The organism is Streptomyces sp. NPDC048389 (assembly GCF_040706335.1).
Taxonomy (GTDB): domain Bacteria; phylum Actinomycetota; class Actinomycetes; order Streptomycetales; family Streptomycetaceae; genus Streptomyces.
The window spans coordinates 49,567-70,739 of the sequence record NZ_JBEZKP010000039.1; the positions used below are offsets into that span (position 1 = coordinate 49,567).

Below are 21,173 nucleotides of genomic sequence, written 5' to 3' on the forward strand. Positions count from 1 at the left end.
CATAAACGTATCCTGAGCGACACATCGGTCATTGGCCTGTTACATGGATAAAGCGCGTGTCGTTGGCAGCATGGCCACGTGACCCAAGTGACCGAACAGAGCCCTTCGATGCCGCAAGCCACGGTCGCCGTCCAGGGCGGCACATCGGTCGCGCTGGTCGCGTCGCTGGTCCGCGGCGCGACGGCCGCCGGACTGGGGCTCGGTCTGATCACCGTGTCGGTGATGGTGATGTGGATCAGCTCGCCCTTCCCGGACAGCGACCCGGGCGACGCCCTGCACGTCGCTGCCGCGCTGTGGCTGCTCGCCCACGGCACCGAACTCCTCCGGGCGGACACCCTCACCGGAGCCCCCGCGCCGATGGGCCTCGTACCGCTGTTCCTCGTCGCTCTGCCGGTCTGGCTGGCGCACCGCGCGGCGCGCGACGCGCTGGAACCGGACCCGGGCCGTCCGAGGCCGTCCGCGTGGAGCGCGCCGACGATGGTGGCCAGCGGCTACGTGCTGGTCGGAGCACCGGTCGTGCTGTACGTCGCGGGCGGCTCCTTCGCCGCCGACCCGCTGAGCGCCCTGGTGCATCTGCCGCTGGTGACGCTCCTGGCAGCGGGTTCCGGGGCCTGGAGCGCGAGCGGGCGTCCGCTCGGCCCACTGCCGTCATGGGTGCCGCGACGACTTCGGGTCGCCCTGGCCCGCACCCGGGTGTCCGCCGCACTGCGGTCCGCCGTCGCCGGTGTGCTCGCCCTGCTCGGTGGCGGTGCGGTCCTGGTCGTGATCTCGGTGGTGTGGCACGGGCGGGCTGCGCAGGAGTCGTTCATGACGCTGTCGGGGGAGTGGTCGGGCCGGACGGCGATCGCGCTGCTGGCCCTGGCGCTGGTGCCCAACGCGGCGGTCTGGGGCGCGTCCTACGGTCTGGGTCCGGGCTTCGCCCTCGGCACGGGGGCGACGGCCACACCGCTCGCCCTGACCGGCACGCCCGCCCTGCCCGAGTTCCCCCTGCTCGCGGCGGTGCCGGGCCAGGGACCGGGCACACCGCTGCACTGGGCGGCCGCGGCGGTGCCGGTCGTCGGGGCGGCGGTCGTCGCGTGGTTCACGGTGGGGGCGGCGGCCCCTCGGTACGGGGCGCGCGAGACGGCCTGGCGGCCCGGTGACACCGCGCTCACGGCTCTGCTCGGCGCCGTCGGCTGCGCCGCGCTCATGGCCCTGCTCGCCGCGTCGTCCGGCGGCCCGCTCGGCACCGGGCGGCTCGCCGCCTTCGGGCCCGTGTGGTGGACGGCGGGCCTCGCGGCGCTGGCCTGGACGGCCGGTCTGGGCGTCCCGCTGGCGCTGGCGCTGCGGGCCTGGCGCCTGCGGACGCCGTCGTGGGGCCGGTGGCGGCAGCTGCTGCGCCGTCGGCCCTCGGAGCCGGGCGACGGGACGCCGGTGGAGGCGCCTGCGGCGCCCGCCGCCGAGTCCCCGGCGCCGGAGCCGGACCTCGACCCCGGGCAGGACGGCGTGCTGGACGACGAGGCCGACCTGTACGACTTCCTGCCGACGCACACCTGGGCCGAGCGCGCGCCCCGGAAGGACCGCTGGGCGGCGCTCAGGGAGTCCTCCGGCGGCTTGACGCCGGACTTCCCGGCCGTGCCGGTGCCCGAGCCGGCAGCGCCCGCCCCCGAGCCCGACCCCGAATCCGAGTTCGCGCCCGAGCCGGCAGCCCCCGAATCCGAGTTCGCCCCCGGGTCGGCAGCGCCCGCGCCCGACCCCGCGGGGCCCGCGGCCGCGCCTGTGTCCACACCGGCGCCCGAACCGGCGGTGGCGCGGCTGCGGCCCGAGGGCGACGGCGCCGCCTCCCGCACGCCCGAGCCGCCGCGCGGGCACGAGCAGGCGCCCGAAGCGGCCCGCACGGCGACGCGCTCCTCCAGCGCCCAGCGCCCCAGCGCCGCCGCATCGACGCCCGGTCGCAGAGCGACACCGCGCCCGTTGAGCGCCGTACGGCTCCCGGGCGAGAGCCCGCCCGGACCCGGTTCGCCGGCCGGCCGCGCGAAGTGTCGTCCGCGCCGCACGGTCACGGCGTGAGCGCCCCCGGGCGGTCGTGTGCGGTCCGCTGCTCCTGCGGCCGTGTTTCCCGCTTCCGCTACTCCTGCACGCCCAGGACGTCCCGCAGGGGCTCCGGGAGTTCCTCGTTGCAGGCGAGCTGGGCCGACCTGGTCAGTGCGTCGTCCACGCAGGTGTAGTAGTCGCGGTAGACCAGCTGCGCCGTGAACGACGCGGCCACGATCAGCAGCGCGAGACTCGCCATCACCAGGCCGCTCACGGCCGACGTGATCTGCGGCCTGTTCGAGGCGGCGGGAGCGGACCCGGGGGCGTGCTGCGGCTGGGGCGGCGCGTTCGGCGGCGTGCCGCCGCCGGTCACGGCGTCGGAGGTCGCCCGGCTCCCCGGCTTGGCGCGCAGCGAGCTGATGCTCCAGTACATCGCGAGTGCGCCCAGCAGCAGGGCGATCTCGGGGAAGTCGAACAGTGCGAAGAAGAACGCCCACATACCCGACAGCAGCGCGTACCGGGCCCGGCGCTGGACCGGGTCCGTCGGATCCCAGCGCAGCCCGCCGGGGCCTGTCTGACCGCCCTTTCCGTTCGGGTCGTTCTGCCTGGAGCCCGGTCGGCCGCCGAAGCCCCCGCCCGAGGAGCGGCCGGGCTGACGGCTGCTCCACCGGCCGCCGCCGCCGCCGCGGCCGGAGCCGGAGCCGCGGTCCGAGTCGTCGGAACCGGATGCGTCCGACGCGTCGGAGGAGGAGTCGTCGTTCGACGAGGGGTGGCGCGGCTGCCACGGCTGGTCCGGCCTGCCTTCCGGCGGCGGCGCGAAGGGGTTGCTGTCGTCCGTGGACTGGCGCTCCCGCGGCAACAGGAGGTTCGTACGGCGGCGTCGGTCCGGCATCTGGTGAACGTCTTCCCCTCGTCATGCCCGTGATCGGGTCCGTCTGGGCGCGGCCCCGCCCCCAGACGCTACCTTCCGGCCACGGCCCCGTCCCGTGGGGGCCGTTCTGGGTGCCGGTATCGTTGCTGACGGTCGAGCTCTTCGTAGAGTTCCCCGTATCAGGGGATGCGACTCGTTTGTACGACCGCACAAATTCGGACCGTAAGCCGCACCGTAACGCGAAAAGAGTTCCTCCCGTGGCTCCCGCCCGCCTCGTCGTCCTGGTCTCCGGATCGGGGACGAATCTCCAGGCCCTGCTCGACGCGATCGCCGCCGATCCCGAAGGGTTCGGCGCGGAAGTCGTCGCCGTCGGCGCGGACCGCGACAAGATCGCCGGACTCCAGCGCGCCGAGCGCGCCGGGCTGCCGACCTTCGTCTGCCGGGTGAAGGATTTCGCCACCCGCGAGGACTGGGACGCCGCCCTCACCGAGGCCACCGCCGCGTACGAGCCCGACCTCGTCGTCTCTGCCGGCTTCATGAAGATCGTGGGGAAGGAATTCCTCGCACGGTTCGGCGGGCGCGTCATCAACACGCACCCCGCGCTACTGCCCTGTTTCCCCGGTGCCCACGGAGTGCGGGACGCGCTCGCGTACGGCGCGAAGGTCACCGGATGCACCGTCCACTTCGTCGACGACGGCGTCGACACCGGACCGATCATCGCCCAGGGCGTGGTCGACGTACGGGACACGGACGACGAAGGCGCTCTCCACGAGCGCATCAAGGAAGTCGAGCGATCGCTGCTCGTCGAGGTCGTGGGGCGTCTCGCCCGGCACGGCTACCGCATTGAGGGACGAAAGGTTCATGTCGGTGAATAACTCGGCCAATCCGGGTACCAGGCCCATCCGTCGCGCACTGGTCAGCGTTTACGACAAGACGGGTCTTGAGGAGCTTGCCCGCGGGCTGCACGAGGCCGGCGTCGAGCTCGTGTCCACCGGCTCGACCGCCGCGAAGATCGCTGCCGCCGGGGTCCCCGTGACCAAGGTCGAGGAGCTGACCGGCTTCCCGGAGTGCCTGGACGGCCGCGTCAAGACCCTGCACCCCCGGGTGCACGCCGGAATCCTCGCCGACCTGCGCCTCGACACCCACCGCGAGCAGCTGGCCGAGCTGGGCGTCGAGCCGTTCGACCTGGTCGTGGTGAACCTGTATCCGTTCAAGGAGACCGTCGCCTCCGGCGCGAGCCCCGACGAGTGCGTCGAGCAGATCGACATCGGCGGCCCGTCCATGGTCCGCGCCGCCGCCAAGAACCACCCGTCCGTGGCCGTCGTCACCGACCCGGACGCGTACGCCGCGGTCCTCCGGGCGGTCGAGGAGGGCGGCTTCACGCTGGATACGCGCAAGCGGTTCGCCGCCCGGGCGTTCCGGCACACCGCCGCGTACGACGTGGCCGTCGCCTCCTGGTTCGCGTCCTCGTACGCGCCCGCCGACGACAGCGACTTCCCCGACTTCCTCGGTGCCACCTGGGAGCGCGAGCACGTGCTGCGCTACGGCGAGAACCCGCACCAGGGCGCCGCGCTCTACACATCCGGCAGCGGCGGCCTCGCGCAGGCCGAGCAGCTGCACGGCAAGGAGATGTCCTACAACAACTACACGGACACCGACGCCGCGCGCCGGGCCGCGTACGACCACTCCGAGCCCTGCGTCGCGATCATCAAGCACGCCAACCCGTGCGGCATCGCGATCGGCGCGGACGTCGCGGAGGCGCACCGCAAGGCGCACGCCTGCGACCCGCTGTCCGCGTTCGGCGGCGTCATCGCCGTCAACCGCCCGGTGTCCGTGGCGATGGCCGAGCAGGTCGCCGACATCTTCACCGAGGTCATCGTCGCGCCCGGTTACGAGGACGGCGCGGTCGAGGTCCTGGCCAAGAAGAAGAACATCCGCGTGCTGCGCGCCGACGGCGCCCCCGCGAACCCCGTCGAGATCAAGCCCATCGACGGCGGCGCGCTGCTCCAGGTCACCGACCGCCTCCAGGCCGACGGCGACGACCCGGCCGACTGGACGCTCGCGACCGGCGAGGCGCTGTCCACCGACGAGCTGGCCGAGCTGGCCTTCGCCTGGAAGGCGTGCCGCGCGGTCAAGTCCAACGCGATCCTGCTCGCCAAGGACGGCGCCTCCGTCGGTGTCGGCATGGGCCAGGTCAACCGGGTCGACTCCGCCAAGCTCGCGGTCGAGCGGGCCGGTGAGGAGCGGGCGCGGGGTTCGTACGCGGCGTCCGACGCGTTCTTCCCGTTCCCCGACGGCCTGGAGATCCTGACCGCGGCGGGCGTCAAGGCCGTGGTCCAGCCGGGCGGGTCGGTCCGTGACGAGCTGGTCGTCGAGGCGGCGCAGAAGGCCGGCGTGACGATGTACTTCACGGGAACGCGGCACTTCTTCCACTGACGCGCCCCCACCGGCCCGCCGCGCACCGCGGTGGGCCGGTGCCCGGTGGCCCGGCCTTCTCCGGGCCGGGCCACCAGGCGCGTACCGCCGCGTACGGGCACGGCCGTACGGGTTCTCGCGGGTCAGGTCCGGCCGCGCAGTGCTTTCCAGGTGTCGGGGCCGACCTCGCCGTCGACGAGGAGCCCTTTGTCGCTCTGGAAGAGCTTGACCGCGGACATGGTGTCCTCGCCGAACTCGCCGTCCACCCCCGACGGCCGACGCTGTATCCCCGCTTGGAGAGCATGCACTGCACCTGGACGACGCGTTGTCCCGTGTCGCCGTAGCGTGTGATCGCGGTGCCGGAGTAGTAGGTGCACTGCGAGAGCCACGCCGGGGCGGCCGGCTGCGCCGTGGTCTCGGCCGGGGCCGGTGGCGCGGCGCTCGGGGCGCTGCCGCCGCTGTCGGGCGTGACGGCCGCCGGGGGTGCGGGCGTGTCCTCGGCGCCCCTGTCGGTTCCGGCGGGGTCGTCCTCCCCGTCCCGCGCGTCCCGGTCCTGGTTCTTGCCCTTGTCCTTGTCGGTCTTGTCCGCGCCGCCGTTCCCGTCCTCGCCCCCCGACGGTGAGGCGCCGGTGATGCCGGGCTGCGGCGCTGCCTGCTCGCTGCCGGGCCCCGAGCTGTCCACGGCCGTGGGTGACAGGGCCGCGGAGCCGGTGCCGGCCGGGCGGGTCAGCAGGAAGACGCCCAGGGCGACGGCGCACACGGCGAGGCCCGAACCGACCGTCAGATACAGCTTCCTCCCGCGGCGGCGGGGAGCCGGAACGGTGCCGGGCGCGGGCGTGGGCGCGAAGGTGGAGACAGACGCGGGCGCCGGGGCAGGGGCCGGCGCGGGTACGGGCGTGGGCGCGAAGGTGGAGACAGGCGGGGGCGTGGGCGGGCCGTAGGCGCCGGGCGGGAGCGGCGCGCCGAAGGCGGGACCGGCGGAGGGAGCGGCCACCTGCCGCGTGGGCGCGCGGAAGTGCCCGGTCTGCCGGGCGGGGCGTGCTCCAGCACCTCGCAGCCCTGCTGCCGGGCGAGCAGCCGGGAGGCCAGCGGCTCCTGCCACGCCGGTGCGCACGGATGCGCGGCGGCCGCTTCGATCAGCTGCCGCGGGGTGGGCCGGCCCGTCGGGTCCTTCGCCAGGCAGGCGGCCAGCAGCGCGGCCAGCGCGGGGTCCGCGGCCCCGAGCGCGCCCATGACCTCCGCCTTCGGCTCCTCGAAGGCGACCCGGTGCATGACGTCCACACCGGTGCCGTCACCGAACGGGGCGTGCCCCGTGGCCGCGTAGACGATGGTGCCCGCCAGCGAGAAGACGTCCGACGTGCTGTCGCAGCGGCCGTCCCTGAGGTACTCGGGTGCCATGAAGGCGGGCGTGCCGACCCGGCTGCCCGTGGTGGTGATGGCGCTGCTGTCGGCGGCCTGTGAGATGCCGAAGTCGATCACGTGCGCGCCGCGCAGTGACAGGATCACGTTCGACGGCTTGAGGTCCCGGTGCACCACCCCCGCCAAGGCCAGGGCCTCCAGCGCGTGGCCCAGCTCCGCGACCAGCCGCCACACTCCGGCCGGCGTGAGCGTGCCGCAGTCGCGGACGGCGTCGGCGAGGTTGAGACCCGGCAGGTACTGCGTGGCCATCCAGAGCAGCGTGTCGTGGAACCCGGTGCCCAGCAGGGCGGGCGCGTGCGGAGCGCCGACCCGGGAGTGCACGGCGGCCTCCCGCTCGAACCGCCGCCGGAACTCCGCGTCCTCCGCGTACTCGGGCCGGATGACCTTGACCGCGGCGAGCCCGGGGCTGTCGTCGGCGGGGCGTGCGAGATGGACGCGCCCCATGCCGCCGCTGCCGAGCAACCCCAGTGGGACGTACGGCCCGATGAGCCCCGGGTCGGCGGGCCGCAGCGGGGTCGCGCCCGCTTGCGCCAGTGCGGTGTCGCCGGACGCCGGTGAGTACGGCGGCGTGGGCCGCTGGTCCGACATGAATCCCCCGATGTGCTGCTGTCATGCTCGGCGTTTCGGCGTTTCGGCGTTTCGACGGTCCTGACGCGACGTCTGCCGACGAGGCTACCGAGCGGCAACGGGTGTGTGGCCAGGGGGAGTCGGAACGGGCCGTGGCCGCCGTACGGGTGAGGGGCGTGCTGTGCGGGCTGCGCGAGGGCCCCCGGGAGCCTGGGACGCCGAAGGGCGGCGGCCCCGCCGACGGACACGGCCCCGGCAGCGATCATCAGCCCGACGCCGGCGAGGGCGGCGACCAGCACCTCGTCCGTGCCGCACTGGGAGACCGTGGCGCCTCGGTCCTCTCCGGTCGCCTTCGGCCGCGGCCGCTCCGTGGTGCCCGTGTTCGTCGTGGTGCACTCGTAGCGGAAGTCGACCGTGCTCCGCCACGCGTTGTCGGGCGCGTCGGCCAACGCGGCGGTGAACATGCCGACACCGCCGAGCAGCACGGTGTCCTCTTGCCGGGCGCGGCGCCCCTCACCGGGCGCCGGGAGGAGCGTGCCCGGCCGGGGCCGCACCCTCCGGTGCGCGCGAGCACGCCGGCGGCCCGACCGGGCGTTCGGGTCGGGTCCTTGAACAGGTCGAGAGTGTGCGCGACGGCCGACGGGGATGGCGCTCCTGCGGCGAGCGCTCGCACGACGCGCGGACCGCGCGGAAAAGGCCGAAGGCCGTGACCTCCGCCGGAGCGGCGGGGCACGGCCTTCGAAGCGGCAGCGGAGCGGGTCTTACGCGCGCTGACGGTTGAACCACGCGGCACCGTCGGACTTGCCGACGAAGACGGCGATGAGGATCGCCAGCACGGTGTGCACCAGGCCGACGATGATGAACGGGTAGATGCCGAGCACCGCGGTGATGACGCCGAACACCAGGGCGGTGATGCGGATGCCGTTGCCGCCGCTGCCGAACTTGGCGCCGAGGACGATGGCGAGCACACCCCATCCGAGGATGAGCAGGGTGATGAACCACACCGCGCCGACCGACATGTCGGCGACCTGCTGGAACTGGAGGTCGTCCTTCAGCGCCGGGTCGTTCTTCGCCTCGTTGAGGCCGATGGCGGCCATGGCGGCGAATATCGCGCCGATCACCTGGAAGCCGCCGATGACGAACAGCATCACGCGGGCCGCCTTGACGCCGCCCGGCATCTCCTGCGGGCCGGTCGGGTAGCCACCGCCGGCGTAGGGCTGGACGGGCGGGGCCTGCGGGTAGCCGTAGCCGGGCTGGCCCTGCGGCTGGCCGTAGGGGTTGTTCGGGTCGCCGAAGCTCATGGCGGGTTTCCTCCGTTGAAATGCGGGGACGACGCGGTCCGAGCGGAGGAACTGCATACTTTTTTACTGGTTTGCCCCCCGGCACTGCCCGCGGCACTGCGCGCCTCATCGTCGTCTGAGTACTGACTTTTTGTCCAGCCGGTATCCGTATGTGTTGTGCAAGTGCAACCTGTTGGCCATCCGGCTGCCGAGACGCGGGGCGGCCGGATTGGAACCGGGACGGGTGCATCCGCGAAGATGGGGGTATGACTGCCCAGATTCTCGATGGCAAGGCCACCGCAGCCGCGATCAAGTCCGATCTGACCGCCCGCGTGGCGGCCCTCAAGGAGCGGGGTGTCACGCCTGGCCTCGGGACCCTGCTCGTCGGGGACGACCCCGGGAGCCGCTGGTACGTCAACGGCAAGCACCGTGACTGCGCGCAGGTCGGCATCTCGTCGATCCAGCGCGAACTGCCCGACTCCGCCACCCAGGAGGAGATCGAGGCGGTCGTACGGGAACTCAACGAGAATCCCGAGTGCACCGGCTACATCGTCCAACTGCCCCTTCCCAAGGGCATCGACGCCAACCGGGTACTGGAGCTGATGGATCCGGCCAAGGACGCGGACGGGCTGCACCCGATGAGCCTCGGCCGGCTGGTGCTGGGCATCGAGGGGCCGCTGCCGTGCACCCCGTACGGCATCATCCAACTGCTGCGCCACCACGGCGTGGAGATCAAGGGTGCGAACGTCGTGGTCGTCGGGCGCGGCATCACCATCGGGCGGCCGATGCCGCTGGTGCTGACCCGGAAGTCCGAGAACGCGACGGTGACGCAGTGCCACACCGGCACGCGTGACCTCTCCGCCCATCTGCGCCAGGCCGACATCATCGTCGCGGCCGCCGGTGTTCCGCACCTGATCCGGCCCGAGGACGTCAAGCCGGGCGCGGCCGTGCTCGACGTCGGCGTCAGCCGCGACGAGAACGGCAAGATCGTCGGTGACGTCCACCCGGACGTCACGGAGGTGGCCGGCTGGGTCGCCCCGAACCCGGGCGGTGTCGGCCCGATGACGCGGGCGCAGTTGCTGGTGAACGTGGTGGAGGCGGCCGAGCGCGCGGCGTCGGCCGGGTCAGCGGCCTGACGGGTGGCTGATCCCATGGAAGTACGCACGGACAGCGGCGGCGCCGCCCACGGAGCGAGCGCCGCGGACCGGCGGCCCGGGCCGGAGCCCGCGCCGGGTCCTGGCGAGGGTGCGGCCGGTGCGGGTGTGGGTGCCGGGTCGGCGGCGGCCGGGGACGGCGAAGTTCCCGGCGCGGACCGACCGGACGCCGCGGACGCGGCCCCGGCCGCCGGCGACGGCGAGGTGGCTGCCGGCTCGGCGGACGCCGCCGCCTCCGACAAGTCGGCCGTCGGCGCGTCCGGCGCGTCCGGGGGTGAGCCCCGCGAAGCGGACGACGACCCGTCCGTCCGCCCGTCCGGGTCCCGGCGGCCGCCCGCCGTCACGCGGGACACCGCGCGGCCCGAGGGCGGCGGGCGCGCCGCGTCCGGGGATGCTCCCGCCCCCGCCCGCCAGTGGCCGCTGCTGAGCGTGCTGTGCCTGGTCGGCGCGGGCCTGCTGCTCATCGGCAGCGACATGTTCGCCGACGCCGTGCGCGTCGGGACGATCCTGATCGGCGCCGGTCTGCTCCTGGGCGCCGTGCTGCGCCGCGCCACCCCGTCCGTCGGCATGCTCGCCGTCCGCTCCCGTTTCACGGACATGATCACGTACGGCCTTCTGGGCACGGTGATCGTTCTGCTCGCGCTGGTGGCGCAGCCGAAGCCGTGGCTCGATGTGCCGTTCCTGGAGAACGCGGTCCATTTCACGGTGCGTTAGCGTCCGGGGCGCAAAGGGCCCGCACCACGCCGACGGCGCCCGTCCTCTCCCCCGAGGGAGGACGGGCGCCGTCGCGTTTCAAGGGTCATGCACCCGCCAAGACCGTTCAAGGTGCGACTGTGGCCTGTGGCACGGAAGTGACCATTCCGCCATGGTGTGGTCTCGTGCTCCGGATGCGAGCCGGGACGCCGCATCCGGCGGCGATGCGGCCCGAGCCCCGCGATCCGGCAGCGATGCCGGCCCGGACGCCGTTTCCCGCGGCGATGCGAGGCCGAGCCCAGTTTCAGGCAACCGCGCGGGCCCGAGCCCAGCTTCAGGCAACCGCGCGGGCCCGAGTCCAGCTTCAGGCAACCGCGCGGGCCCGAGCCCCGTATCCGGCGGTCATGGGAGGCAAGGCGAGGCCGTGATCGAGGTCCGCCACGGCGATGCGCGCCGCGCGCAGCCGGGCCCGTGTCACCCGGAGCCGCGCGCGGCTGGGAGGCCCCGGTCCCGGTCGAGGTCCCGGTCCCGGTCGCGGTGGGCGGCGATCGCGGTGGGCGGCATGGCCCGGCGGTCCGTTCCGGTCAACGAGGACGACGCGTACACCCCTATGGAGGCGGTACCGGATCCGGCCGACGCGAAGGCGTGTGCCGTGCTCAAGACCGGGACGGAGCGCCGCACTTCCGGGCAGTGGCGCGCCCGCGAGACACGACGGCGTGAGACGCGCCACAAGGGGGTGGGGATTGGGCCGGGCGCGTGTCGGATAGCCTGACCGCTGGAAATCTCTTCACGTCAAGATTCAGCACGGGCGTGGACGAGAGGTCCCGCACGAGGGGCAGTGCCCCCACCGCCAGCTGTCTTACGGAGATCGCCATGACCCGCACTCCCGTCAACGTCACCGTGACCGGCGCGGCCGGCCAGATCGGCTACGCGCTGCTCTTCCGCATCGCATCCGGCCACCTGCTCGGCGCGGATGTGCCGGTCAAGCTGCGCCTGCTCGAGATCCCGCAGGGCCTCAAGGCCGCCGAGGGCACCGCCATGGAGCTCGACGACTGCGCCTTCCCGCTGCTCAAGGGCATCGAGATCACCGACGACCCGAACGTCGGCTTCGACGGCGCCAACGTCGCGCTGCTCGTCGGCGCCCGCCCCCGCACCAAGGGCATGGAGCGCGGTGACCTGCTCTCGGCCAACGGCGGCATCTTCAAGCCGCAGGGCAAGGCCATCAACGACAACGCCGCGGACGACATCCGCGTCCTCGTCGTCGGCAACCCGGCCAACACCAACGCCCTGATCGCCCAGGCCGCGGCCCCGGACGTACCGGCCGAGCGCTTCACCGCCATGACCCGTCTCGACCACAACCGCGCGATCTCGCAGCTGGCCGCCAAGACCGGCGCCGCCGTCTCCGACATCAAGCGCCTCACCATCTGGGGCAATCACTCGGCGACCCAGTACCCGGACATCTTCCACGCGGAGATCGCCGGCAAGAACGCCGCCGAGGTCGTGAACGACGAGGCGTGGCTGGCCGACACCTTCATCCCGACCGTCGCCAAGCGCGGCGCGGCGATCATCGAGGCACGCGGCGCGTCCTCCGCCGCCTCCGCCGCCAACGCCGCGATCGACCACGTCCACACCTGGGTCAACGGCACCGCCGAGGGCGACTGGACCTCCATGGGCATCCCGTCGGACGGCTCCTACGGCGTCCCGGAGGGCCTGATCTCCTCCTTCCCGGTCACCTGCAAGGACGGCAAGTACGAGATCGTCCAGGGCCTGGACATCAACGACTTCTCGCGTGCGCGCATCGACGCGTCGGTGCAGGAACTCGCCGAGGAGCGTGCCGCGGTCAGCGAGCTCGGCCTCATCTGACGCATCCCGCCCGCGTCTTCCCGCCCCCGGTGGCTTCGGCCGCCGGGGGCGGGCGCATGTCGGCGGGGCTGTGGGGAACGTGTGGGTGGCGGCCCGCCGAGGCCGGACGCCGCACCTCCGGTGTGGGCCTACGGGCCTCAGCCCGCGACCACGACCGTCGTCGCCACCGTGACCGCGACCATCGCCGCCTGCATGTTGCGGATCGCCTCACGGATGCTGTCGCCCGCCCACTGGCCTTCGGCGATCTCCGTCATCCGCGGCGCGAGCTGCTTGCGCGGCACGTCGGGGAAGGCGAGGCGGTGCAGCTTGGCCGAGTGGATCAGGGCCACCAGGCCCGCCGTACGGTCGTCCGGGGCGGCGTCGTGCAGGACGACGGCGGTCAGGCGCTCGCGCAGTTCGCGCTCGGTGGAGCTGTCCGCCTCCGGATAGCGCTTCACCGGGAACAGACCCAGCACCTTGCGCTGCTCCTCGGCCACGAGGCCGCGCTCGCGCAGGCTGTCGATCGTGGCGCTGACGGCCTTCGAGTGGTCCTTCGTCAGCCAGTCGGTGACCTTCCGCGGCTTGCTGCTCCGGGCCGCCCAGGCAGCGAGCTGCTCCAGACGGCCGTCGAGGAGAGAGGTGCCGGTGGGGGTGCTGTCCGTGATCCTGATCCGCTCGGCGTTCACCGACACGCGCCCGGCCATGACGAGATCGAGCAGGATGCCGCCCGCCACGGCCCATCCGGCCGACTGCCGGTCCTTCGCCGCCCCGGACTCGTCGTCCAGCGACAGCAGCATGATCTCCTCGCCCAGCGTGACCGCCATGCGTGTCCCCTCGGCCGGTTGTTCCTGATCAGTGGGACGCGTGGGCAGTGCCCCCAGTTCCCTCGCGCGTTGCCTCGCGCGGCGGAGGGGCGCGGCGGAGGGGGCCTTCGACGTCGGACCGGACCGGACCGCTTCAGAGGCGGTCTTCTCCGAGAGCCCGGGCCGGAGACCTGGACACACGTCGGCCCCCGGTGCTCTGCATCGATTTCCGTACGCGCCAGTCGTCGCTGACCGCAGGTCTCTCGTGCAGCCCGCCGGGGGCCTGGCCAGAGCCGTGGGACTGGGTCACGCGGGTCGGTGGACGTCTCCGCCGACGGGTGCGGCTCTCTCCGGTCATCTGGTGTAAGGCCAGTCTCCTCCCGATATGTCCGGAGTCAAGAGGATGGGCCGACTGAAAATCTGGGGTGCAGGTGCCCGGGGCAGCAGGGAGGGGAGCGTACGGGCGACCTGCGGCCCGGGTACGTCGCGGTCCAGCCACGCCGTGCCCGCCGGGCGAGCGTCGCCGTGCCCGTAGTCACTGTGCCCGCCGGGCGAGCGTCGCCGTGCCCGTAGTCGCCGTACCCGCCGGACGAGCAACGCCGGGCCGGGCCGGGCCGTCGCTCGCCGTGCCCGTCGCCGCCGTCGTGACCGGCCGGTTCCGCGGTCAGCTGCCGGTGCCGGGCCCGTGCACGCTCAGGTCTCCGTGGTCCGCCAGATAGGCCGGCAGGTCGTCCGGGCCGTTCTGCCCGCTTCGCAGTGTGGTGTCGAGGAACGCCGCGCAGAGGGCGGCGGTGAGCCGCGGACCCTCGGTACGGCCCGGCGAACCGACGAGGGACGGCAGGGGCGGCAGGTAGAGAGGGGCATCGGTGAACGTCAGATGCGCCGTGCCGGGGACGGCCAGCCGATAGCTCGTCGCGGTGCCCAGATCGAGGACACGGGTGAGGCGCGGAATGTAGTCGGGGTCGGTCTGCGGCCCGATGACCTGGGTGAGGGCGAGTGCCGGCTGCCGGAACGGGCGGGGCGCCGGGTCGTGGGGGTAGCCGTCCAGATTGATCACGGCGTCGAACCGGCGGTCCTGGTGAGCCGCCTGCAGCGCGGCGCCGCCGCCCAGTGAGTGGCCGGTCACGGCGACTCTGCCCGTGTCCAGGCGGCCGGCCAGCCGGGGCGGTGCCCCGCTGCCGTCGGTGACGCTGAGCCGGGTGAGGACGAAGCCGAGGTCGGCCGCCCGGACCTTCGTGTGCTCGGCGGCCAGCTTGTCGTCCTTCTCGTCGTCGCCCGTGGCGGCGACCTTCGTACGGATGGTCCGGCCGTCATCGAGGACCACGGCCGCGGAGTCGTACGGATGGTCGAGGGCCACGACGACGTAGCCCCGGGACGCCAACTCCTCCGCCCAGGCGGTGTTCTGCGTGCGGACGCCGCCGAGCCCGGGGGAGAACAGCACGACGGGGAAGGCCCCGCCTCCGGTGGCCGCCTCCGCGTCCGGTACCGCGCGGGTGTGTGCCCGGGAGGCGCCGTGGAGCAGGAATCCGGGCAGGCCCGCGTAGTCCGCCAGGGCGTCGGAGACGGTGCGGGCCTCCCGCGCCGTGCGCCCGAGGTACCGGGCGCGCTCCGCGCCCGCCGGATGCTCCCGTGCCGGGTACCAGAACTGGCCGACGACCGTGCGCCGGTCGTCCGGGTCTGCGGTGGCGGTCTCCGGCCGGTCCGGGTCGGTCCACTGCATCACGCTGGTGCCGACCGGGTACCGGCCCGACGGCTCGGGGAAGACGGGAACGGGAAGTGCCCAGGCGGCGGCCGGACCCATGGCGATGAGGGAGAGGCACACCGCCGATCCGGGCACCGCCCACCACCACCGGACCCGCCCGGCGGGGCGGCGGCCCGTACGGCGACGCAGCAGGGGCGACAGCGCGAACGGAGCCGCCAGCGCCGCGCCCGCGAACACCGGCGCCATCTGCCAGCGCGGCCCCAGGAGGACCAGCGCGGCCGCGGTCGGCACAAGGACCGCTCCCGCCGCCGTCGTTGCCGTACGGCGGGCACCTGGTGGAAGCCAGCGCGCCAGCACCAGCACGACGGCACTCAGTATCAGCAGCATTTCCAGGACGGACAATTGAGGTCCGGCGATCGTCTCTGTCACCCGGCCATCCTTGGTGGGGACCGGTGGCCGCCGCATCGCACTCCGGTCGCGACCTCTGTGCGACCTGAGGCTCATCGGACGCCTGCGGGGTCCGCCTCCGTGCGTACGCGTACACGGCACACGCGGGTTCGTGAGGGGCGCCGGACTTGTGTGTCAGCGATCTCGGTCAGGACGGTGACCGGATCCGGTCTCGGACGGGTGCCGGGGGCGGCAGTCGCGGCAGTGGCCGGGGACCGCCGATCTGAAGGGGCGGCCGCAGTCCTCGCACTCCACGAGCGGTACGACGCCGATCGGAGTGGTGGCCTTCGGCAACTCGGGCGGCAGCCAGTTCTCGAGCCGGTACGCGAGGAGCCGTGACGGCCGGTGCAGGGTGCCCGGGGGCAGCAGGGAGGAGAGCGTACGGGCGACCTGCGGCCCGGGTACGTCGCGGTCCAGCCACGTCGTGACGGCCGGGGCGAGGGCGGCGATGTCCCGGACGGAGAGCGTCAGACGGGGATCGAGGGTCCGCAGCCCGGCGAGGAGCTGGGCGGCAGGCTGGTGGAGCAGCTCGGAGAGGCTCGGCAGGTGGGGTTTGCGGTTGGCCGGTGCTCGTTTGACGAGGCTCACGCGTCGCAGGGGCGCCCGGGGTTCGGGCGCGGCGCCGGGGCACTCGTAGTACGTGGTCCGGGTGCCGATGCGCTGCCCGGGAGCGCGGTGCTTGAGGCGCCGCAGATAGCCGGCGGCCTCCAGCTCCCTGAGCGCCTTCGCGAGGCGGTCGGGGCTGTCGGGGAACTCGTCGGCCAGGGCCTCGATGGAGACCTTCGCGCCGTCCTTGACGGACTGGATGTAGAGCGCGACACCACGGGCGGCGGCAGACAGGGTCTTGTGCTGGGCGAGGTGGTTGCCGACCACCGTGAAGTTGTCCTTGTGGCGGTGCCGCACATGCACCACGCCGCGCGAAAGGGGCGCGATAGACTGCGCTGAGGTCATTGGGAAGCCTTATCTTCCTGATGAACAGGCCCTCGGACCGGGATTGCCGTCCCGCCGGGGGCCGTTTCTGTGTGGTGTTGTCGCCGCGAACGTACCGCGCCGCTCCCGACATATGCCACCCCGTCACCGGATCGAGTGACGAGGGGAGTTGGAGGGGTGGTTGGGTGGTTCTTTCCCCAGTCCTTTAAGGGGGCTGCGGGATCCGAGCCCTGCGGTGCACCGGATTCTGGAAACCCCGAATCCGGTGCGACCTCCGGGTTCTTCAGCGGGAGCGCCGGTCGGACGCCGCGTACGCGACGAAGGCCGCCCAGGGGGCGGGGGACACGTCGAGTATCGGTCCGGTCGCCTTCTTGGAGTCCCGGATGTGGACGGTGGCGGGTTCGGTGGCGATCTCGATGCAGTCCTGACCGCCGCCGCCGCTGTAACTGGACTTGAACCAGGTGAGGTCGTTCATCGTTCTCCTGTCGCCATTCGCCGGATGACTTCGGCCGAGTCCTCGGAGGAAAGGGCCTGGCTCTGGAGGATTCCATACCGCCTTGCGAACTGACTGACGATGCGGCGGCCGGTGATCAGACGTCCCACGTCCTGCACTTCGAGGTAGGCGCACATGTCCTCGTCACGCGGCTCGACCAGGGTGAACGGGCCACCGAGCCCGGCGTGGCAGCCGCGCGCGGTCGGCATCACCTGGATCTCGATGTGCCGGTGCCGACCGAGCTCCAGCAGATGCAGCAGCTGTTCCCGCATCACCTCCGGCTCGCCGACGGTCCGCTGCAGGACGACCTCTTCGAGGATGAAACTCAGCGACGGCGCCGGCTTCCGCGTCAGCAACTGCTGCCTGGCCAGCCGGGCGGCGACCCGGCGCTCGATCTCCTCGTCCTCGAGCGCCGGACGGTGCGCGACGTGGACGGCTCGCGCGTACTCCTCCGTCTGCAACAGCCCGTTGATGAGCTGATTGCCGTAGACGGACAGCGACACGGCCTCCGCCTCGGCCTGCGCGAAGGGCTGGAACCACGACGGGTGCGGCTCCTTCAGCTGCTCGTTCACGACGCTCGTGAACACCTTCGGGACCTTGAACACCTTCTCCAGCTGCACCGCCAGGTCCATTTTCAGCGGCCGCCTGCCCTGCTCCACGCTCCCGATCTGCGACTCCGAGAACCCGGCCCGGTCGCCCAGCTCCCGCTGGGTCAGGTCCGCCCCCTCGCGCAGGGCCTTCATCTGGGTACTGAGGATGCGCATGCTGACGGGCACGTTCTCGTCGTAGCCCTCGCACACGCTGTTGTGGTCGGTCATGTCGACTCTCCCTTGCCGACTCGTACGGAGGCGGTGACGGCCCGTACAGCGGTCACGTACACCGCGTGATGCTCGTGAAACTAGTCCTGAGCAGGGACATTCGAGTCATGAACGAGAAGACCTCATGCGAAAGGGGCCGGGCCCTCGCGACGGCGGCCCGAGCCCTGGAAGGCGCCGGGGACGAAGAGGCCCAGGAGACCGTGCAGTTGCTCCGGGTCCACATCGGGCTGCTGGTGGACCAGGTCGAGGAGCTGGCTCTCGCGCTTCCCGCCGGGGAACAGGGCCGCTGCCTCGCCCTCGCCTCGGTCGGCGAGGCCCGCCGCAAGCTGCGCGCCGGCGGCGTGCCGGGCTCCGGCCCGCAGCGGCGGGCGGAGCAACTGGCAAGAGTATGCCGGGCCTTGCTCCACCACTGGGAGGAGCTTGCGGCGGCCAGCGCGGGCGGGGCGCACGGCCCGGCGGGGGCGGCCGGCGCGGCGATGACGCAGCATGGGGCGCATGCCTCCGACCCCCGCGATACCTGAGACCGTCCGACTCGCCACGGACACCGGCCAGAACTCGCTGGTCCTCTTCGGGATCGTGATCCTGGGCCTGCTGGTCCTGAACACGCTGTGCGTGTACCTCTTCCCGGCGTTCGCCGCACGCCGCCGCTTCCGCGCACCGACCCTCGCCGGGACGCTGCGGGACGTGGCGCTGATGTGCGTGACGGTGGCGCTGGCGGTCTACCTGTTCGGAGTGGTGTGCACCATCCGCCTGGAGAACGAGTGGTACACGTGCGGGCCGCAGCGGTACGGGTACTCCTCATCGGTGGACCGGCCCGACCTCGCGAACATGGAGGACAGCCTCTTCCCCGTCAGCTCGGTCTGCCGCTGGTCGGACGGCTACACCCACGACTTCGTGCCGGCCTTCGTGAACCCGGCGATCTTCACGCTGCTGTCCCTGGCGGCGATCGCGATCGTCGCGGCGACTGCGGCAGTGGCACACGCGGGCGCCCGGCGGGACCTGGCGCGGATCGGAGAGCGCTGAGCCGGGCCTGGCAAACGACCGGTGGAACAGCGGTGTTGGGGCTACGGACTCTCTCCTGAGAGTCGGCCGCCGAAGGTGACGGCGAAGGCGTTCAAGGCGGTCTTCCAGCGCATGGTCCAGCGGTCTTGGCCCTTGCCGGTGGGGTCCAGCGACATCATGGTCGATACACGCACTTCGCCCCGTCGCAGACGAGCATGAGGACGTCGTTCACGCCGCGGCTCTTGCTCTCGCTGAGGGAGGGCCTTGTTGGCGACGATGCGCCGCTTCTGGTGTGACAACAACAGGGACGAGACGGCGCGCCGCCCAACAGGTCAGACAGGCGACGGCCGCCGGTTGGACCGGCAGGCCGTGTTCGGCGGGACGGTTGTGGACGCTCCCGCACCGGAGACCCCGGGCAAGCTGCCCGGGGCCTCGGTCAGGTTTCGCGCTGGCAGGGATCTCTGCCGTTTAGGGATGGTGTGGTTGTCAGGGAGCGATGTTGATGCTGTCCCAGATCCGGAGGGCGTTGTTGAAGGCGGGGCCGGTGCTGGTGAACCGCCACGCGGCGGCGCGGAAGGTGCCGTCGGTGTTCTGTCCGTTGTCGTACAGGACGTGGATGTCGGCCTTGCCGTCGCCGGCCGACCGGCGGAAAACGGGCAGCAAGCACCATCTGATCTGCGACGGACGCGGCACCCCGTTAAGGTCACCACCACCACCGCCGCCAACGTCCACGACGTCACCCAGCCCCTCGCTCTGGTCGACGGCATCCCGTCCGTCGCGAGTCGCCCCGGCCGCCCTCGACGACGTCCCGAAGCCCTGCTCGGCGACAAGGGCTACGACTCCGACCCCAACCGCCGCGAACTGCGCAAGCGCCGGATCCTGCCCGTGATCTCCCCCAGAGGTATCCCGAACATTGAGGATCCGGGCAAGCTCCGCTACGTCGTCGAGCAGACCTTCGCCCTGCTCCACCAGTTCAAACGTCTCGCCGTCCGCTGTGAACGTCGCACCGAACTCCACAACGCCTTCATCTCCCTCACCTGCAGCCTCATCTGCTGGAGACGCCTCAAGAAGGCCCGAACATGATCGTGTTACGAGCTCTATGTACAGCAGAAAGCGGCCCGTCGGAAAGCCGACGGGCCGCTGAATCCTCGAAGCTAGCTGGACGAGGAGGTTGCTATTTCCTTGATTCCGGTGTTTCCGGGAACGTTTTTGAACGTGCTCCACGTACCGGTGGTGTAGTTGCCGTTGGCGTTGTAAATTTCATCGTTCCCGGCGACGGCGAAGAGATGGACGCTGTTTCCGGTGTCCGTTGCGGAGATCCGCTTGATGCTGCTGTTGCCCGGGACCTTGGCGTAACTACTCCAGGTGCCTGCGGTGTAGTCGGCATCGGTTCCATAGATCACGGAGTCGGATGCCAGAACGTACAGGTGTACGTTGTTGCCGATCACTGTCGCGGCTACCTGCTTATTGCCGAGGCCCGGACCGGGAACGGTACCCCAAGGGCCCCATGAGTTCGTGTCGTAATTGCCGCTCTTGGTGAATACTTTCCCGCCGGTGCCTACGACGTAGAGGCGGACAATGTTGCCGGTCGCCGTGGCTGCGACATCCGAGAGACTGTCTCCGCCCGATATGTAACTGAATCCCTTCCAGGAGCCGGTGGCGTAGTTCATATCCGCGCCGTAGAGCTTGCCATCGGTCTTCACCGCGTATAGGTGTACAACGTTGCCGATGCCGACTGCTGCGACCTTTACGATGTCCTCTGCTCCGGGAAGCGGCGTGGGCTTGCTCCAGGGCCCAGTGACATACGAACTGCTCGTGTGCAGCAGCTGACCTGTGTCGCTGACCGTGTACAGCCGCTGGGTGCCGTTGGTGGTCGTGGCGGCGATCTTCCGGGTGGTGTCTTCTGCTGCTCGCTTGAAGCTGGTCCAAGAGCCGCTGCTGTAGTTGCCATCCGCGCCGTAGACCTTGCTGTCGGCTCCGATGGCCATCACGTGCGCCACGTTGCCCGTCGTGTCGGGTGCGGGCACCGTGACGTTGTCGACGAGAGTGGCGACAGCGTCATGACGCGCTTCGGCCTCGTCCTGCCCGAAGCAGCCGCCCTGCCAAGCCTTGCTCGTGATCGCGACGAGTTGTGGGACGCCGTCGACGGTGCGGACGATCGGTCCTCCGGCGTCACCCTTGCAGATGGTGTCCGCCTCAGTCGCGCCGCTGAGGTCCACAGAGGCTGCGGTCGTGGCGCCGGTGATGTATGAGGCGGTGTGAGGCTGGTCCGGGTGCCATTGTGTGCTGGTGCGTCCGTAGCCGAGAACAGAGACTGACTCGCCGGCTGTCGGTGCGGAAACCGCGAGTGTCACGGGGGTGATACCTGTTGCCGGGGTAGTGAGTTTAGCGAGGACCAGATCCCGGTCCCAGTAGGGAAGCAGTTGGGAAACCGTGCTCGTGTGGCCGGTGGTGTTGGTCGATGAGTTCCGCCCGACGACGGCAGTGGTCTTCGTTGGAGGGGCACCAGATTCAAGTGCCTCGCTGCCGTCGGCCGTAAAGCAGCTGCTTGCGGTGAGCACCCACTGCGGGCCGACGAGGGCGCCACTGCAGGAGCGGGTGTCGCCGATGGTCAGTTTACTGGTGAAGGCAGTGAGTTGTGTGCATCGTGAAGTTGCAGGTCACGGGGCTGGTGTGCATGGGCTTCGGGGTGCTCGTGCTGGTCGGGGGCGTATGACTCCCGGC

At 71.8% G+C, this 21,173-nt stretch carries 21 protein-coding genes; 9 read left to right on the top strand and 12 right to left on the bottom strand.

Annotated features, from left to right (window positions below; all coding sequences use genetic code 11):
• The first annotated feature begins 78 nt into the window (after window positions 1-78).
• The gene (locus tag AB0903_RS24015; protein ID WP_366705986.1) at window positions 79-2,049 is read left to right on the top strand and encodes a DUF6350 family protein; all 1,971 of its coding nucleotides are present in this window, start codon (window positions 79-81) and stop codon (window positions 2,047-2,049) included.
• 58 nt (window positions 2,050-2,107) lie between these two features.
• Here AB0903_RS24015 and AB0903_RS24020 read toward each other — a convergent pair whose 3' ends face one another.
• Window positions 2,108-2,905 (bottom strand): hypothetical protein, encoded by a 798-nt coding sequence (locus AB0903_RS24020; RefSeq protein WP_366705988.1) that lies wholly within the window; start codon window positions 2,903-2,905, stop codon window positions 2,108-2,110.
• Between the two features lie 236 nt (window positions 2,906-3,141).
• Here AB0903_RS24020 and purN point away from each other — a divergent pair, with 236 nt between their 5' ends.
• Both purN and purH read left to right on the top strand, forming a co-directional pair.
• Window positions 3,142-3,759, top strand: coding sequence for a phosphoribosylglycinamide formyltransferase (gene purN / locus AB0903_RS24025; RefSeq protein ID WP_366705990.1), 618 nt, complete (start codon window positions 3,142-3,144; stop codon window positions 3,757-3,759).
• The gene (gene purH, locus AB0903_RS24030) at window positions 3,746-5,320 is read left to right on the top strand and encodes a bifunctional phosphoribosylaminoimidazolecarboxamide formyltransferase/IMP cyclohydrolase (protein WP_366705992.1); all 1,575 of its coding nucleotides are present in this window, start codon (window positions 3,746-3,748) and stop codon (window positions 5,318-5,320) included. The genes purN and purH overlap by 14 nt, the downstream gene beginning before the upstream one ends.
• Before the next feature lie 122 nt (window positions 5,321-5,442).
• Here the strand turns inward: purH and AB0903_RS24035 are convergent, their stop codons facing one another.
• The 3 genes from AB0903_RS24035 to AB0903_RS24045 all read right to left on the bottom strand — a co-directional run bounded on the left by AB0903_RS24035 (window position 5,443) and on the right by AB0903_RS24045 (window position 8,586).
• Entirely contained in the window at window positions 5,443-5,565 is a 123-nt protein-coding gene (locus AB0903_RS24035) for a peptidoglycan-binding domain-containing protein (protein ID WP_366705994.1), read from the bottom strand.
• Window positions 5,566-6,079: 514 nt separating this feature from the next.
• Window positions 6,080-7,306 carry a serine/threonine-protein kinase gene (locus AB0903_RS24040; protein ID WP_366705996.1) on the bottom strand — a complete coding sequence of 409 codons (1,227 nt, stop codon included), beginning with the start codon at window positions 7,304-7,306 and terminating at the stop codon, window positions 6,080-6,082.
• A gap of 740 nt (window positions 7,307-8,046) precedes the next feature.
• Window positions 8,047-8,586 carry a hypothetical protein gene (locus AB0903_RS24045; RefSeq protein WP_366705998.1) on the bottom strand — a complete coding sequence of 180 codons (540 nt, stop codon included), beginning with the start codon at window positions 8,584-8,586 and terminating at the stop codon, window positions 8,047-8,049.
• Window positions 8,587-8,831: 245 nt separating this feature from the next.
• Between AB0903_RS24045 and AB0903_RS24050 the strand changes: the two genes are divergently transcribed.
• Together AB0903_RS24050 and AB0903_RS24055 are read left to right on the top strand one after the other, a co-directional pair.
• Entirely contained in the window at window positions 8,832-9,701 is an 870-nt protein-coding gene (locus AB0903_RS24050) for a bifunctional methylenetetrahydrofolate dehydrogenase/methenyltetrahydrofolate cyclohydrolase (RefSeq protein WP_366706000.1), read from the top strand.
• A gap of 15 nt (window positions 9,702-9,716) precedes the next feature.
• Window positions 9,717-10,433 carry a DUF3017 domain-containing protein gene (locus AB0903_RS24055; protein ID WP_366706002.1) on the top strand — a complete coding sequence of 239 codons (717 nt, stop codon included), beginning with the start codon at window positions 9,717-9,719 and terminating at the stop codon, window positions 10,431-10,433.
• A gap of 453 nt (window positions 10,434-10,886) precedes the next feature.
• Here AB0903_RS24055 and AB0903_RS24060 read toward each other — a convergent pair whose 3' ends face one another.
• Entirely contained in the window at window positions 10,887-11,072 is a 186-nt protein-coding gene (locus tag AB0903_RS24060) for a hypothetical protein (RefSeq protein ID WP_366706004.1), read from the bottom strand.
• 213 nt (window positions 11,073-11,285) lie between these two features.
• On the opposite strand from AB0903_RS24060, the gene AB0903_RS24065 reads away from it, so the two are divergent.
• Window positions 11,286-12,275, top strand: coding sequence for a malate dehydrogenase (locus AB0903_RS24065; protein WP_366706006.1), 990 nt, complete (start codon window positions 11,286-11,288; stop codon window positions 12,273-12,275).
• 137 nt (window positions 12,276-12,412) lie between these two features.
• Here AB0903_RS24065 and AB0903_RS24070 read toward each other — a convergent pair whose 3' ends face one another.
• The 5 genes from AB0903_RS24070 to AB0903_RS24090 all read right to left on the bottom strand — a co-directional run bounded on the left by AB0903_RS24070 (window position 12,413) and on the right by AB0903_RS24090 (window position 17,447).
• Entirely contained in the window at window positions 12,413-13,078 is a 666-nt protein-coding gene (locus AB0903_RS24070; RefSeq protein WP_366706008.1) for a GPP34 family phosphoprotein, read from the bottom strand.
• Window positions 13,079-13,721: 643 nt separating this feature from the next.
• A complete protein-coding gene (locus AB0903_RS24075; protein ID WP_366706020.1) occupies window positions 13,722-15,146 on the bottom strand; it encodes a hypothetical protein in 1,425 nt (474 codons plus the stop codon).
• 195 nt (window positions 15,147-15,341) lie between these two features.
• Complete coding sequence (locus tag AB0903_RS24080; protein WP_366706010.1) at window positions 15,342-16,157, bottom strand: helix-turn-helix domain-containing protein; 816 nt, start codon at window positions 16,155-16,157, stop codon at window positions 15,342-15,344.
• A 262-nt stretch (window positions 16,158-16,419) separates the two neighbouring features.
• Window positions 16,420-16,611: a DUF397 domain-containing protein gene (locus AB0903_RS24085; protein WP_366706012.1), complete on the bottom strand. Its 192-nt coding sequence runs from the start codon at window positions 16,609-16,611 to the stop codon at window positions 16,420-16,422.
• The gene (locus AB0903_RS24090) at window positions 16,608-17,447 is read right to left on the bottom strand and encodes a helix-turn-helix transcriptional regulator (RefSeq protein ID WP_366706014.1); all 840 of its coding nucleotides are present in this window, start codon (window positions 17,445-17,447) and stop codon (window positions 16,608-16,610) included. Before AB0903_RS24090 ends, AB0903_RS24085 begins: the two co-directional genes overlap by 4 nt.
• 107 nt (window positions 17,448-17,554) lie before the next feature.
• Between AB0903_RS24090 and AB0903_RS24095 the strand changes: the two genes are divergently transcribed.
• Window positions 17,555-17,968 carry a DUF6415 family natural product biosynthesis protein gene (locus AB0903_RS24095; RefSeq protein ID WP_366706016.1) on the top strand — a complete coding sequence of 138 codons (414 nt, stop codon included), beginning with the start codon at window positions 17,555-17,557 and terminating at the stop codon, window positions 17,966-17,968.
• Window positions 17,943-18,470: a hypothetical protein gene (locus AB0903_RS24100; protein WP_366706018.1), complete on the top strand. Its 528-nt coding sequence runs from the start codon at window positions 17,943-17,945 to the stop codon at window positions 18,468-18,470. The genes AB0903_RS24095 and AB0903_RS24100 overlap by 26 nt, the downstream gene beginning before the upstream one ends.
• Before the next feature lie 41 nt (window positions 18,471-18,511).
• Here the strand turns inward: AB0903_RS24100 and AB0903_RS24105 are convergent, their stop codons facing one another.
• Entirely contained in the window at window positions 18,512-18,643 is a 132-nt protein-coding gene (locus AB0903_RS24105) for a hypothetical protein (RefSeq protein WP_366706026.1), read from the bottom strand.
• 280 nt (window positions 18,644-18,923) lie between these two features.
• On the opposite strand from AB0903_RS24105, the gene AB0903_RS24110 reads away from it, so the two are divergent.
• Window positions 18,924-19,532, top strand: coding sequence for a transposase (locus tag AB0903_RS24110; RefSeq protein ID WP_366706022.1), 609 nt, complete (start codon window positions 18,924-18,926; stop codon window positions 19,530-19,532).
• 71 nt (window positions 19,533-19,603) lie between these two features.
• On the opposite strand, the gene AB0903_RS24115 is transcribed toward AB0903_RS24110, so the two are convergent.
• Window positions 19,604-21,064, bottom strand: a complete 1,461-nt coding sequence (locus AB0903_RS24115) for a trypsin-like serine protease (RefSeq protein WP_366706024.1) — start codon at window positions 21,062-21,064, stop codon at window positions 19,604-19,606.
• Window positions 21,065-21,173: the final 109 nt, after the last annotated feature.

Excerpts from the sequence above, each read along its gene's own strand:
- AB0903_RS24020 (WP_366705988.1), bottom strand. The coding sequence starts at position 2,905 with ATGCCGGACCGACGCCGCCGTACGAACCTCCTGTTGCCGCGGGAGCGC.
- purH (WP_366705992.1), top strand. The coding sequence starts at position 3,746 with ATGTCGGTGAATAACTCGGCCAATCCGGGTACCAGGCCCATCCGTCGC.
- AB0903_RS24040 (WP_366705996.1), bottom strand. The coding sequence starts at position 7,306 with ATGTCGGACCAGCGGCCCACGCCGCCGTACTCACCGGCGTCCGGCGAC.
- AB0903_RS24045 (WP_366705998.1), bottom strand. The coding sequence starts at position 8,586 with ATGAGCTTCGGCGACCCGAACAACCCCTACGGCCAGCCGCAGGGCCAG.
- AB0903_RS24050 (WP_366706000.1), top strand. The coding sequence starts at position 8,832 with ATGACTGCCCAGATTCTCGATGGCAAGGCCACCGCAGCCGCGATCAAG.
- AB0903_RS24055 (WP_366706002.1), top strand. The coding sequence starts at position 9,717 with ATGGAAGTACGCACGGACAGCGGCGGCGCCGCCCACGGAGCGAGCGCC.
- AB0903_RS24065 (WP_366706006.1), top strand. The coding sequence starts at position 11,286 with ATGACCCGCACTCCCGTCAACGTCACCGTGACCGGCGCGGCCGGCCAG.
- AB0903_RS24070 (WP_366706008.1), bottom strand. The coding sequence starts at position 13,078 with ATGGCGGTCACGCTGGGCGAGGAGATCATGCTGCTGTCGCTGGACGAC.
- AB0903_RS24075 (WP_366706020.1), bottom strand. The coding sequence starts at position 15,146 with ATGCTGCTGATACTGAGTGCCGTCGTGCTGGTGCTGGCGCGCTGGCTT.
- AB0903_RS24080 (WP_366706010.1), bottom strand. The coding sequence starts at position 16,157 with ATGACCTCAGCGCAGTCTATCGCGCCCCTTTCGCGCGGCGTGGTGCAT.
- AB0903_RS24085 (WP_366706012.1), bottom strand. The coding sequence starts at position 16,611 with ATGAACGACCTCACCTGGTTCAAGTCCAGTTACAGCGGCGGCGGCGGT.
- AB0903_RS24090 (WP_366706014.1), bottom strand. The coding sequence starts at position 17,447 with ATGACCGACCACAACAGCGTGTGCGAGGGCTACGACGAGAACGTGCCC.
- AB0903_RS24095 (WP_366706016.1), top strand. The coding sequence starts at position 17,555 with ATGAACGAGAAGACCTCATGCGAAAGGGGCCGGGCCCTCGCGACGGCG.
- AB0903_RS24100 (WP_366706018.1), top strand. The coding sequence starts at position 17,943 with ATGCCTCCGACCCCCGCGATACCTGAGACCGTCCGACTCGCCACGGAC.
- AB0903_RS24110 (WP_366706022.1), top strand. The coding sequence starts at position 18,924 with ATGGTGTGGTTGTCAGGGAGCGATGTTGATGCTGTCCCAGATCCGGAG.